This window comes from Roseomonas chloroacetimidivorans (assembly GCF_049629625.1).
Lineage (GTDB): Bacteria > Pseudomonadota > Alphaproteobacteria > Acetobacterales > Acetobacteraceae > Roseomonas > Roseomonas chloroacetimidivorans.
Genome location: NZ_JBNBZS010000056.1, coordinates 24,689 through 36,975 on the forward strand (window position 1 = coordinate 24,689; position 12,287 = coordinate 36,975).

The 12,287-nt window shown below is 67.8% G+C and carries 11 protein-coding genes; 4 read left to right on the top strand and 7 right to left on the bottom strand.

Annotation, left to right across the window (positions count from 1 at the left end):
* Position 1 precedes the first annotated feature (1 nt).
* The 3 genes from coaD to ssb are packed head-to-tail and all read right to left on the bottom strand — an operon-like array spanning position 2 to position 3,837.
* Positions 2-508 carry a pantetheine-phosphate adenylyltransferase gene (gene coaD, locus ACO1BU_RS26930; protein ID WP_424139059.1) on the bottom strand — a complete coding sequence of 169 codons (507 nt, stop codon included), beginning with the start codon at positions 506-508 and terminating at the stop codon, positions 2-4.
* The gene (gene gyrA / locus ACO1BU_RS26935; protein WP_424139060.1) at positions 501-3,266 is read right to left on the bottom strand and encodes a DNA gyrase subunit A; all 2,766 of its coding nucleotides are present in this window, start codon (positions 3,264-3,266) and stop codon (positions 501-503) included. Before gyrA ends, coaD begins: the two co-directional genes overlap by 8 nt.
* Before the next feature lie 19 nt (positions 3,267-3,285).
* Positions 3,286-3,837, bottom strand: a complete 552-nt coding sequence (ssb, locus tag ACO1BU_RS26940; protein WP_424139061.1) for a single-stranded DNA-binding protein — start codon at positions 3,835-3,837, stop codon at positions 3,286-3,288.
* A 344-nt stretch (positions 3,838-4,181) separates the two neighbouring features.
* Between ssb and uvrA the strand changes: the two genes are divergently transcribed.
* The gene (gene uvrA, locus ACO1BU_RS26945; protein ID WP_424139069.1) at positions 4,182-7,061 is read left to right on the top strand and encodes an excinuclease ABC subunit UvrA; all 2,880 of its coding nucleotides are present in this window, start codon (positions 4,182-4,184) and stop codon (positions 7,059-7,061) included.
* 12 nt (positions 7,062-7,073) lie between these two features.
* Here uvrA and ACO1BU_RS26950 read toward each other — a convergent pair whose 3' ends face one another.
* On the bottom strand, positions 7,074-7,856 hold the full coding sequence (locus ACO1BU_RS26950; RefSeq protein WP_424139062.1) for a squalene/phytoene synthase family protein: 783 nt from the start codon (positions 7,854-7,856) through the stop codon (positions 7,074-7,076).
* A 131-nt stretch (positions 7,857-7,987) separates the two neighbouring features.
* On the opposite strand from ACO1BU_RS26950, the gene ACO1BU_RS26955 reads away from it, so the two are divergent.
* The gene (locus tag ACO1BU_RS26955; protein ID WP_424139063.1) at positions 7,988-8,623 is read left to right on the top strand and encodes a superoxide dismutase; all 636 of its coding nucleotides are present in this window, start codon (positions 7,988-7,990) and stop codon (positions 8,621-8,623) included.
* 162 nt (positions 8,624-8,785) lie between these two features.
* Here the strand turns inward: ACO1BU_RS26955 and yajC are convergent, their stop codons facing one another.
* On the bottom strand, positions 8,786-9,133 hold the full coding sequence (gene yajC, locus ACO1BU_RS26960; RefSeq protein ID WP_424139064.1) for a preprotein translocase subunit YajC: 348 nt from the start codon (positions 9,131-9,133) through the stop codon (positions 8,786-8,788).
* Positions 9,134-9,252: 119 nt separating this feature from the next.
* Between yajC and ACO1BU_RS26965 the strand changes: the two genes are divergently transcribed.
* Together ACO1BU_RS26965 and ACO1BU_RS26970 are read left to right on the top strand one after the other, a co-directional pair.
* Entirely contained in the window at positions 9,253-10,104 is an 852-nt protein-coding gene (locus ACO1BU_RS26965) for an ATP-binding protein (RefSeq protein WP_424139065.1), read from the top strand.
* Positions 10,101-11,060 (top strand): MBL fold metallo-hydrolase, encoded by a 960-nt coding sequence (locus ACO1BU_RS26970; RefSeq protein WP_424139066.1) that lies wholly within the window; start codon positions 10,101-10,103, stop codon positions 11,058-11,060. Before ACO1BU_RS26965 ends, ACO1BU_RS26970 begins: the two co-directional genes overlap by 4 nt.
* Positions 11,061-11,163: 103 nt before the next feature.
* On the opposite strand, the gene ACO1BU_RS26975 is transcribed toward ACO1BU_RS26970, so the two are convergent.
* Positions 11,164-11,586: an SRPBCC family protein gene (locus tag ACO1BU_RS26975; protein WP_424139067.1), complete on the bottom strand. Its 423-nt coding sequence runs from the start codon at positions 11,584-11,586 to the stop codon at positions 11,164-11,166.
* Between the two features lie 61 nt (positions 11,587-11,647).
* Positions 11,648-12,115, bottom strand: a complete 468-nt coding sequence (locus ACO1BU_RS26980; protein ID WP_424139068.1) for a DUF192 domain-containing protein — start codon at positions 12,113-12,115, stop codon at positions 11,648-11,650.
* Positions 12,116-12,287 lie beyond the last annotated feature (172 nt).

The window sequence follows — 12,287 nt, forward strand, 5'->3', positions numbered from 1 at the left end:
CTTACGCCCCGCGGCCAACCCGCTTCAGCGTACGCTCCAGCGTCAATTGGGGCACGAAGGAGGAAATGTCTCCCCCCAGCCGCGCGATCTCCTTCACGAAGCGCGAGGAAATGAACTGGTTCGTCTCGCTGGCCATGAGGAAGATGGTCTCGACCCCTTGGTCCAGCCGCCGGTTCATGCCGGCCATCTGCACCTCATAGTCGAAGTCCGACACGGCCCGAAGGCCGCGCACGATCATTCCCGCGCCCTGCTCCCGCGCCAACGTCACCAGCAACCCGTCGAAGGGCACGACCTCAATGGCCGTACCCGTCGTTTTGGCGATGGCGTCGGTCTCGGCCCGGACCAGCTCCACCCGCTCCTCGATCGGGAAAATCGGCCCCTTCCCGGCGTTCATGGCCACGCCGATCACCAGACGGTCCAGCAGGCGGGCGGCCCGCTGGATGACGTCCAGATGCCCGTTCGTCACGGGATCGAAGGTTCCGGGATAGACGCCGACCCGATCAGGCATCCGCCACCACTCCGTCATCCACCACCGGGAAGCAGGAGGTCACCTTTTCGCCCTTGTCCAGACGGAACAGGGTCACGCCGGCGGCCTGGCGGCCCATGACGCGCACCTGATCGGCCGGCATGCGGATCAGGCGGCCGTTATCTGTCACCAGCATCACGTCGTCGCCCTGGCGCACCGGGAAGGTAGCAACCACGGCATGGCCCTTGCCGCGCCCCAGCGGAACGCTGGTGATGCCCTGCCCGCCCCGGCCCGTGCGACGGTACTCGTAAGCGGAGCTGCGCTTTCCGAAGCCTGTGTCAGTGACGATGAGAAGAATCTCCTCGGCACCCTCCATCTCCTCGATGCGCTCGGAGGACAGAGCGACCTCCTCAGTGCCCTCCTCGGCCGCATCCTCAGTCGAGGAGGCGATTTCGGCCGTTTCCTCCGCGGCGGCCTCGCCTGCCGTGTCTCCCTGGGCGCGGCGCTTGGCGGCAGCGACCTTCAGATAGGCCGTACGTTCGCCCGGCGTGGCCGGCACGTTACGCAGGACAGAGAGCGCGATTACCGCATCTCCCTTACCGACCAGCCGGATGCCGCGCACGCCCGTCGAGTCGCGCCCGGCAAAGACGCGCAGCACGCCTTCCTCCGCCGTGAAGCGAATTGCGCGGCCAAGGCGAGTGGCCAACAGGATGTCGTCGCCTTCCCGGCAGGTCTGCACGCCCACCAGGCTGTCGCCGTCGTCCAGCTTCATTGCGATCAGGCCAGAGGGGCGGACATTGCGGAAATCCGACAGCCGGTTGCGCCGAACATTGCCGCACTCGGTCGCAAAGACGAGGTGCAGGTTCTCCCACAGGCTCTCATCCTGCGGCAGCGGCAGCACGGCCGTGACCGTCTCACCTTCCTGCAGCTGAAGAAGCTGGCGCAGGGAACGCCCGCGCGCCGTCGGCCCGGCCTCCGGAAGGCGCCATACCTTCTCGCGGAAAGCAATGCCGCGGCTGGTGAAGAACAGCACGTGCTGATGGGTATGCGCGTTGAAACTGCGGATGACGACATCGTCCTCCCGCGTTCCCGCGGCGCTGCGTCCCCGTCCACCTCGGTTCTGGGCGCGGAACGTCTCCAGCGGCGTGCGCTTCACATAGCCGTCGCGGGTGATGGTCACGACCATCAGGCCCGGCTCGATCAGGCTTTCGTCGTCCTGATCGGTGATCCCGTCCACGATCTGCGTCATGCGGGGCACGGCAATCTGGGCGCGCACCTCTGCCAGTTCCTGGGCCATCAGCTCCAGGCGCCGGGGCCGCGAGGAGAGGATCTCCAGCAGCTCGCGGATGCTGGCCGCAATCTCGTCCAGCTCCTGCTGGATCTTCTCCCGCTCCAGCCCGGTCAGGCGGCGCAGGGTCAGTTCCAGGATGCCGCGCGCCTGCGCCTCGGTCAGGCGCACGGTGTCGTCATGCACAACATTGCCAGCGTCATCCACCAGCGCAAGCAGCACGCCGATGTCGCCAGCTGGCCAATCCTTGGCCATCAGCGCCTCGCGCGCCGCCGCCGCATCCGGGCTCGCGCGGATGATCCGGATCACCTCGTCAATATTCGCCACGGCAATGGCGAGGCCGATCAGGATATGCCCGCGATCCCGCGCCTTGTTCAGCCGGAAGCGGCTTCGGCGGGTGATGATCTCCTCGCGGAAGCGGATGAAGACCTGCAGCGCATCCCGCAGTCCCATCTGCCGGGGGGTGCCATCATCCAACGCCAGGAAGTTCACAGGGAAGGAGGTCTGGAGATTCGTGAAGCGGTAGAGCTGGTTCAGCACCACCTCCGCCGTCGCGTCCTTCTTGATCTCGATGACGATCCGCATGCCGTCGCGGTCGCTCTCGTCCCGCAGGTCGGAGATGCCCTCCACCTGCTTGGCGCGGGCCAGATCGGCAATGCGCTCGATCAGGGTCGCCTTGTTCACCTGGTACGGCACTTCGGAGACGACGATGGCCTGCCGGCCGCCCCGCATCTCCTCGATCTCGCAGCGCGCGCGCACGGGAATGGAGCCGCGGCCGGTCTCGAAGGCCGCCCGGATCCCGGCCCGGCCAAGGATCAGCCCGCCCGTCGGAAAATCCGGGCCGGGCATGATTTCCATCAGCCGTTCCAGCGAGACATCCGGATCGGCTATCATCGCCAAGGTCGCGTCGATCACCTCGCCCGGATTGTGGGGCGGGATGTTCGTCGCCATGCCGACGGCAATGCCGTTGGAGCCGTTGACGAGCAGGTTCGGATAGGCGGCCGGAAGAACCTTCGGCTCCTGGGCGCTCTCGTCATAGTTTGGACTGAAATCGACGGTGTCCTCGTCAATCCCGGCCAGCAGCGCCGCGGCGGACTTGGCCAGCCGCGCCTCGGTGTAGCGCATGGCCGCCGGCGGATCGCCGTCCATGCTGCCGTAATTGCCCTGACCGTCGATCAGGGGCACGCGCATGGAGAAGGGCTGCGCCATGCGGACCATGGCGTCGTAAATCGCGCTGTCGCCGTGCGGGTGGTACTTACCCATCACGTCACCGACGACGCGGGCGGACTTCTTATAGGGCTTGTCCGCCGTGAACCCGTTCTCGTTCATCGAGAAAAGGATCCGGCGATGCACCGGCTTCAGCCCGTCCCGCGCATCCGGCAGGGCGCGCGCCACGATCACGCTCATCGCGTAATCGAGGTACGAACGCCGCATCTCCTCTTCGAGGGTGACCGGCTGTGTCTCGTCGAACGGCCGCTCGTCCGAGGGGCCGCCGCCTTCCGTTTCGCTCACTTAATGCTGTCCAATTCGATCAGAACGGAATGTCGTCATCGAGGTCGGCCTTGGGCGCATCCCAGCCACCGCCACCGCCACCGCCGCTACGTGGCTTGCTGGCGCCGCTACCACCGCCGGAGGGCCGCCCGCCGGCAAAGCCACCGCCGGAGGAGCCACCACGGTCGCCGCTGAAGCCGCTGCCCCCGCTAAAGCCACCCTCGTCGCTGGCGGCGCCACCCTGGCCACGGCCACCGATCAGGGATAGCTCACCCCGGTACTGGCGCAGCACGATCTCGGTCGTGTAGCGCTCCTGACCCTCATTGGTGGTCCACTTCCGGGTCTCGAGCTGGCCTTCCAGATAGACCTGGTTGCCCTTCTTCAGGTAGCGCTCGGCGATCTCACCCAGCTTCTCATTGAAGATGGCCACCGAGTGCCACTCGGTCCGCTCCTGCTGATTGCCCTCGCGGTCCTTGTAGCGCTCGCTGGTGGCAACCCGCAGGTTCACCACCTTCCCGCCGTTCTGGAAGTTCCGCACTTCCGGATCGCGCCCCAGCGTGCCGAGGATGATCACCTTGTTGACGCCGGCCATGCCACCCACATCCTTGCCCGGCCGGGCTCCCCCGGCCGAAATCTCACCATATCACATCCCGCGGCGCTGCGAGCCATGCCGCAAGGACCGGGGCCGCGAATCACCGCTGCCCGCGAAGGGAAACCCTCGCGGGGCGCGGAAGCTACCCCCCGGGAGGTGGCGAGGCCACCCCCCGAGGGGGAGCGGTCGGGGCGCCCCCCGGCGACCCCTTCCCGCCACCATTATATGGTGGCACAACCGTGTGAACACAATGCGAACGTTCGCTTCTGCAAAGGTCGGATTGCCCCGTGCCTGACAGTCTTCCCGAGACAGCCAACCGCCTTGCCAACCGGGGCGCGCTTGAGATCGGCAGCGGCGGCCATATCCGCATCCGCGGCGCCCGGCAGCACAATCTGAAGAATGTGGACCTGGATATCCCGAAGGGAACGCTCACGGTCATTACCGGCCTGTCCGGCTCCGGCAAGTCCAGCCTGGCCTTTGACACCATCTATGCCGAGGGCCAGCGCCGCTATGTCGAGAGCCTCTCGGCCTATGCCCGGCAGTTCCTGGAGCTTCAGCAGAAGCCGGATGTGGACAGCATAGAGGGCCTCTCCCCGGCCATCTCGATCGAGCAGAAGACCACCTCCCACAATCCCCGCTCCACGGTCGGTACGGTCACGGAGATCGCCGACTACATGCGCCTGCTCTGGGCGCGGGTGGGCGTGCCCTATTCCCCGGCCACTGGCCTGCCCATCGAGGCCCAGACCGTCTCCCAGATGGTGGACCGGGTCATGGCCATGCCCGAGGGCACCCGCCTTCTGATCCTTGCCCCCATTGCCCGGGGCAAGAAGGGCGAGTGGAAGAAGGAGATCGCCGAGCTCCAGCGCCGGGGCTTCGAGCGGGTGAAGGTCAACGGCACCCTCTACCGGATCGAGGAGGTGCCGACCCTCGATAAGAAGAAGAAGCACGACATCGAGGCCGTGGTGGACCGCGTGGTGGTGCGCGAGGGCGCCCAGCAGCGTCTGGCGGACAGCTTCGAAACCGCCCTCGGCCTCTCGGACGGTGTCGCCTATGTGGAAGGCGCCGATAGCGGGGAGCGGACGGTCTTCTCCTCCCGCTTCGCCTGCCCGGTTTCCGGCTTCACCATTGAGGAGATCGAACCCCGGCTCTTCTCCTTCAACTCACCCCAGGGCGCCTGCCCGGAATGCGACGGCCTGGGCACCGAAACCTTCTTCGACGCCGCCCTGGTGGTGCCGGACGATGAGAAGACCATTGCCGAGGGCGCCGTGGCGGCCTGGGCCGGTGGTTCCTCCTCACCCTATTACGATCAGACCCTCGAGAGCCTGGCGCGGCACTTCAAGGTCTCGACCAGCACGCGCTGGGCCGACCTGCCCAAGGCGGTCCGGGAAGCCATCCTGCACGGCACCTCGGAGGTCGTGACCCTCAAGTATAAGGACGGGCTGCGCGCCTATGAGGTGAAGAAGCCCTTCGAGGGCGTGATCCCGAACCTCCAGCGGCGGAAGCGCGAGACGGACAATCCCTGGGTTCGCGAGGATCTGCAGCGCTACCAGTCCGACCGCCCTTGCCATGTCTGCCACGGCGCCCGTCTGAAGCCCGAGGCCCTGGCGGTGAAGGTGGCCTCCCTCGACATCGCCGAGGCCTCAAACCTCTCCATCCGCAAGGCCATGGAATGGTTCGAGGGCGTTTTCGACACCCTTACCCCTCAGCGTCAGGAAATCGCCCGCCGCATCCTCAGGGAGATCAACGACCGCCTTCGCTTCCTCGTGGATGTCGGGCTGGACTACCTTTCCCTGTCGCGCGGCAGCGCCAGCCTTTCGGGCGGAGAGAGCCAGCGCATCCGCCTGGCGTCCCAGATCGGCTCGGGGCTGACGGGCGTGCTCTATGTACTCGACGAGCCCTCGATCGGCCTGCATCAGCGGGACAATGAGCGCCTGCTCGGCACGCTCCGCCGGCTGCGGGACATTGGCAACACCGTGCTGGTGGTCGAGCACGATGAGGACGCGATCCGTGCCGCTGACTACTTGGTGGATATCGGCCCGGCCGCTGGCGCCGGGGGCGGCCGCATCATCGCCCATGGCACGCCGGAGGAGGTGGCAGCCCACCCGGACAGCATCACCGGCGCCTATATGTCCGGCCGCCGCTCCATCCCCGTGCCGGAGAAGCGGCGCGAGCCCGATCCGAAGCGCCTGCTGAAGGTGGTCGGTGCGACCGGGAACAACCTGAAGTCGGTCACGGCCGCGCTCCCGCTCGGCACCTTCACCTGTGTCACCGGTGTCTCCGGCGGCGGCAAGTCCACCCTGGTGATCGAGACGCTCTACAAGGCCACGGCACGCCGCCTGATGGGCGCCGGCACCGTCCCCGCGCCTCATGAGCGGATCGAGGGGCTGGAGCACCTGGACAAGATCATCGACATCGACCAATCGCCGATCGGCCGTACGCCTCGTTCAAATCCAGCGACTTACACGGGCCTCTTCGCTCCGATCCGCGATTGGTTCGCCGAGCTGCCGGATAGCCGCGCCCGTGGCTACAAGGCCGGCCGCTTCTCCTTCAACGTGAAGGGCGGCCGCTGCGAGGCCTGCCAGGGCGACGGCCTCATCAAGATCGAGATGCACTTCCTGCCCGATGTCTACGTCACCTGCGACACCTGCAAGGGCAAGCGCTACAACCGCGAGACGCTGGAGGTGAAGTTCCGCGGCAAGTCCATCTCCGACGTGTTGGAGATGACGGTGGACGAAGGGCTGGAGTTCTTCTCCGCCGTGCCCTCCATCCGGGACAAGCTGAAGGTGCTGAGCGAGGTCGGCCTCGGCTACATCCATCTGGGCCAGCAGGCCACCACCCTCTCGGGTGGCGAGGCACAGCGCATCAAGCTGGCCAAGGAACTGGCCCGCCGGGCCACTGGCCGCACCCTCTACATCCTGGACGAGCCGACCACCGGCCTGCATTTCGAGGATGTCCGGAAGCTGCTGGAGGTGCTGCACGCCCTGGTGAACCAGGGCAACACAGTGGTGGTGATCGAGCACAATCTGGAGGTCATCAAGACCGCCGACTGGCTGCTCGACATGGGCCCAGAGGGCGGCGACGGCGGCGGCCGCGTGGTGGCGGAGGGCACGCCGGAAGCGGTAGCCGCCAATCCAGAGAGCCATACCGGCCGTTTCCTCGCGCCGCTCCTGGCCGCGCGACCGGCCGCTGCTCCGGCCCCGGCGAAGCGCCGCAAGCGGGCCTGAGGGCCGGCGGGGTCAGACCCGCCCGCGCCAGCCCGCCCAGGCCACGGCCATGCGGTCCCCCAGGCCGCGCGGCGCGGGAGGGGCGCCTGGCTGCCAATCCGCCCGCAGCACCCGGCGCAGGTCACGCCTCGCCAGGATCGCGGGCAGCGCGGCTGCCACGGCCCGGGCGGGGAGCCCGGCCAGCCCGCGCTGGCCCTTCTCGAGAAGCGAAAGCCCCTGTCGGGCCAGGTCGCGCCCTGCCTCCGCCCGGTCGGTGCCAGGCGGCACTGGGTCGCGTCCCTGCGCCTCCAGCGCCGCCAGGCTCCGCAACGTTCCTGCCACGCCATAGGCGGTGCCGATCTGGCGCAGGCCCTCCATGGCTTCCTCCGGTGCGCCCAGCAGCCGGCCCGTCTCCGCCGCTACTGCGCCTGCCGTGCCGCGCAGCCGCTCCAGCAGCGGCACGGCCTCGTCCCCGGTTTCATCAGCCTCCCGTGCCTCGATCATGGCGAACAGCCCGGAGGCATCCAGCCGCCCTTCCCGCACCGCGCCGGCCACCGGCCCGGCCACCTCATGGCGCCTGGGCGGTTCGCCTTCCAGGGCGGCTTCCACTGTCTCCCGCCACCATTGCAGCCGGATCAGCGCCATCATCGGTTCGCGCGCGGCCTCCCGCGCCCGGGCAAGCTCGTGGTTGAAGGCGATCAGGGCGAAGATCGTCTCCCGTGCCTCCGTCGGCGCGAAAAGCGCGCAGAGGAACCGGTCCGGGTCGTGGCGCCGGGCAAATTCGGCAAGTGGGGACGGGGGGGGCGTCGCGGCCATGGCGCCCCTTGGACCCGCAGGGCGAGGCTGGCAAGCGCGCCTCTCGCGTCGGATTGAGGGGGCACGCCCTTGGCCCGGGCCGCGACAAGCGCGACATTGCCGCCGCGAATCACCTCCGAAGGAGACGCTTCATGGCCTTCAGCCTGCCCCCCCTGCCTTATGATGCCGGCGCGTTGGCCGCCCGTGGCATGCAGCAGGAAACGCTGGAACTGCATCACGGCAAGCACCACCAGGCCTATGTCACCGCCCTGAACGGCCTCATCGAGAGCAAGGGCCTTCAGGGCAAGACGCTGGAGCAGATCGTCGCCGAGGCCGGCAAGGCCGGGGCCGAAGGCCTGCCCGTGCTCAACCAGGCCGGCCAGCACTGGAACCACCTGCTGTTCTGGCAGTGCATGTCGCCCAAGGGCGGCGAGGACAAGATTCCGGGCGCCCTGGCCTCCAAAATCGACAGCGATCTCGGCGGCCTGCAGAAGTTCAAGGATGACTTCAAGGCGGCCGGCGTCGGCCAGTTCGGCTCCGGCTGGGCCTGGCTGGTCCAGGATTCCTCCGGGAAGCTGAAGATCACCAAAACCCCGAACGGCTCCAACCCGATCGCCACCGGCGAGGGCACGCCTCTCCTCGGCGTCGATGTGTGGGAGCACTCCTATTACCTGGACTTCCGCAACCGTCGCCCGGACTACCTGACCAACTTCCTGGAGAAGCTGGTGAACTGGGAATATGTGGCGTCGCTGCTCGACAAGGGCATGACCTCCGGGCAGGCGGCCTGAGACGGCTTCGGGGGAAGGCGCTGCCTTCCCCCAATAGTCCTCCCGCTGGAGGAAACGGCCTCCAGCAAAAAGGGCCTCCCATCCGGGAGGCCCTTTTTTATTGGTTTGAAACCAATCGCGGGCTTCGGGGCGGCAAAGCCTCCCCGTGCTACTCGCGCGACTTCAGCTCTTAGCCGGCGCCGCGTCGTTCGCCGGGGTCGGCCGGATGACGCTGCCAATGGTGGTGCGCACGATGGTCACCTTTACGCCCGGGGCGATCTCCGCCTCGATCTCGTCGGACCCTTCCTTCACCTTCGTGATGGTCGCGACCATGCCGCCGCCTGTCACCACGCGGTCCCCGCGCTTGAGCTGGCCGAGCATGTCCCGGTGCTCCTTCATCTTCTTCTGCTGGGGGCGGATGAGGATGAAGTAGAACACGACGAAAATCAGGATCAGCGGCGCGAATTGCATGATCATGCCGGATGCGCCGCCGGCGGCAGCGTCCTGGGCGAAGGCCTGGGAGATGAACATGGGGTTGGGCTTCCGTCCGGGCGTTGTGGGTGCGAAGAGGGGCGGAAACTAGCTGCCCGCCCCTTCGCGTCAAGCCGAAGCGGGACTGGGCCCCCGAGGGACTACCCAGGAACCGAGCGATGGACACTGCCCTGCTGACCCGCATCGCGGAGGCGCTGGAGCGCATGGCGCCCGCCCCTCATGCTGCCCCGAGCCTGGAGGGAGCCGACGCCTTCATCTGGCACCCCGCCCCGCTGCCCCGTCTGGCGCCGGTTCGTCGCGTCGCCGCCGTAGATATAGGCCTGCTCCAGGGTGTGGAGCAGCAGAAGGGGCTGTTGCTGGAGAACACGCTGCGCTTCGCTCGTGGACTGCCGGCCAACAACGCCATGCTCTGGGGTGCCCGCGGCATGGGCAAGTCCTCCCTGGTGAAGGCGGCCCATGCCCGCGCCAATGCCGAGAACCCCGGCAGCCTCGCCCTGATCGAGATCGCGCGGGAGGATATCGCCACCCTTCCGGAACTGCTGGAGATCCTGCGCGAGCAGCCCCGCCGCGTCCTCGTCTTCTGCGACGACCTGTCCTTTGAGCGCGAGGATGCCGACTACAAGGCGCTGAAATCCGTTCTGGATGGCGGCATCGCCGGTCGCCCGGCCAATGTCATCTTCTACGCCACCTCGAATCGCCGGCACCTCATGCCGCGCGACATGATCGAGAACGAGCAGCAGCGCGCCATCCATGCCAGCGAAGCTGTCGAAGAGAAAGTCTCGCTCTCCGACCGTTTCGGCCTCTGGATCGGCTTCCACAATTGCGATCAGCCCACCTATTTCGCCATGGTCGAGGGTTATGCGAAGGCGCTCGGCCTGCCGATCGAGCGCGAGGCGCTGCTCGCCCGCGCCAAGGAATGGACAATCACCCGCGGCTCCCGCTCCGGCCGCGTCGCCTGGCAGTTCGCGCTCGACATGGCCGGCGAGCTGGGCGTGAAGGTGCAGGCTTGAGCCGGGAGGGGGCCCGCCGCGGCCCCGACGGGCGCTTCCTGAACCCGGATGGCGGCATGGCTGGCCATCCGCTCGCCCAGGTCTGGCGGATGATGCGCGAAGGGGCTGGAACGCCCTGGCCGCGTCAGGTCCAGGACCCGGCCGAGACGCCCCCGGCCGAGCCGCCGCCCGGCCATGCCGCCATCACCTTTATCGGCCATGCGAGTTTCCTCATCCGCATCGCCGGCGGACCTACGCTGCTGGTCGACCCCGTCTGGTCCGAGCGGTGCAGTCCCCTTCCCTTCCTCGGCCCGCGCCGCGCCCGTGCGCCGGGGCTGAGGCTGGACGCCCTGCCGCCGCTGGACGCTGTGCTGGTGTCCCACAATCACTACGACCATATGGACATCCCGACGCTGCGCCGCCTGAGGACGCCGCGCATCGTCACAGGGCTTGCCAACGCCCCTATTCTCGCCCGCAACGGCATCACGGGCGCGGAAGAGCTGGATTGGTGGGGCGAAACCACCATCGGCGCCGCGACGATCACCTACCTTCCCGCCCGCCACTTCTCGGCGCGCGGCATCCGGGACCGCGGGCGCTCGCTCTGGGGCGGCTTCGCCGTCAGCATGGCCGAGGGCGCCATCCTTTTCGCCGGCGACACTTCCTATGGCGGGCACCTGGCCGAAATCGGCCGGGAACTCGGTCCCTTCTCCATCGGGCTGATTCCGATCGGCGCCTATGAGCCCCGATGGTTCATGCGCTCCGTCCACATGAACCCGGAAGAGGCCGTGCAGGCACGCTCCGATGCCCGCGTGCACACCGCCATCGCCATGCATTTCGGCACCTTCAAGCTGACACAGGAAGGAATTGACGAGCCGGCCCTGGCGCTGGGCCGTGCCCGGAACCAGGCCGGGCTGGCGGCGGATGATTTCATCGTCCCGCGCTTCGGCCAGACACTGATCCTGCCTCTCCGGCGTTGAGGGCGCGGAATTTCGTCCCAGGCGATGACCTCGGACGAGACCGTCCCGAGCGACCTGCCGCTACGGCCGACGACGGAACCGTGCTGGAGCTGGCTTCCGGCCGCTAGCGAATGGCCGCGGCCAGCCCGTCGAACATCACGCCCCAGTCAGCTTCCGTCTCTTCGGCCAGATCGGGCGGCAAGCCCTCCTTGGTCACCGAGAGCAGGCAGCCCGTTCCGTCCGGCGTGATCTCGGCCACCAGCCGGTCCAGCGAGGAGCCCTGGGCCGGCACGCCGAAGGCCAGGACCAGCCGGCGCGGCCGGTCCATTTCCAGGATTTCGCCAAAGCCCTGGTGGCGCGCCCCGGTTACGCGGAACACGCCGCCCGGCCGTGCATCCATTTCAATCGCCAAAACCTCGCCAACCCAGATCGGGAACAGCCACTGCCTCGCCAGATCCGGGTTGGTCCAGGCGTCGAACACGCGCTCCGCCGGCGCCTCGAAGCGCCGCCGGACATAGAGCCCCTCGATCGTTGGATCGACCGTCATGCCGCGCCTCCCGCCGCCTGCGGGGCTGGGCTTCGGTCCCTAAACCTGCCCGCCCAGCCGCTTAACGCGTGTTGCCGAAGATCCGCTGCTCCACCTTGTCGCCCACGCGGATGTTCAGCCGCTCCGCAGTGCCGGCCGCCAGTTCCAGCGTCGCTCGCACAGGGCCGTTGGAGCTGATGGAGGCCAGGCTGTGCGGCACTGTCCGCTCCGCGATCCGCAGTACCGTCCCGTCCTGGGTGATGAACAGCATGTCCAGCGAGGTGATGGTGTTGCGCATCCACATGCTGCTCTCGCGGGGTTGCCCCCAGTCGAACAGCATCCCCTCATTCGGCCCGACCGAGGGCCGGAACATGAGCCCGGTCATCTGCTGCTGCGGCTCCAGCGCCATCTCGACCTGGAATTCGTGGCGCTTTCCATCCCGCGTGATGATGGTCAGCGGCTCGGTCGGCAGCTTCGGCTGGGGTCCGTCCTGGGCCAGCGCCGTGGCCGGCGCCAAGGCCAGCAGGCCAAGGAGAAGGCGGCGGTTCATCGCTGCGGCATGCCCTCGGGAATGATAGTCTTCACGAGGGTGGCGTCCAGCGACTCGTACTCATGATAGCCGATGGTCTCGTAGAGCTGCGTCCGGGTCTGCATCCGGTCCACCATGCCCTGCGTGCCGCCGTCGCGGTTGATGGCGGCGTAGAGCTCCTCCATGGCGCGAT

What these genes read in the sequence shown, in the direction of transcription:
- coaD (WP_424139059.1), bottom strand. Translation starts at nt 508, where the DNA reads ATGCCTGATCGGGTCGGCGTCTATCCCGGAACCTTCGATCCCGTGACG.
- ssb (WP_424139061.1), bottom strand. Translation starts at nt 3,837, where the DNA reads ATGGCCGGCGTCAACAAGGTGATCATCCTCGGCACGCTGGGGCGCGAT.
- ACO1BU_RS26950 (WP_424139062.1), bottom strand. Translation starts at nt 7,856, where the DNA reads ATGGCCGCGACGCCCCCCCCGTCCCCACTTGCCGAATTTGCCCGGCGC.
- ACO1BU_RS26955 (WP_424139063.1), top strand. Translation starts at nt 7,988, where the DNA reads ATGGCCTTCAGCCTGCCCCCCCTGCCTTATGATGCCGGCGCGTTGGCC.
- yajC (WP_424139064.1), bottom strand. Translation starts at nt 9,133, where the DNA reads ATGTTCATCTCCCAGGCCTTCGCCCAGGACGCTGCCGCCGGCGGCGCA.
- ACO1BU_RS26965 (WP_424139065.1), top strand. Translation starts at nt 9,253, where the DNA reads ATGGACACTGCCCTGCTGACCCGCATCGCGGAGGCGCTGGAGCGCATG.
- ACO1BU_RS26975 (WP_424139067.1), bottom strand. Translation starts at nt 11,586, where the DNA reads ATGACGGTCGATCCAACGATCGAGGGGCTCTATGTCCGGCGGCGCTTC.
- ACO1BU_RS26980 (WP_424139068.1), bottom strand. Translation starts at nt 12,115, where the DNA reads ATGAACCGCCGCCTTCTCCTTGGCCTGCTGGCCTTGGCGCCGGCCACG.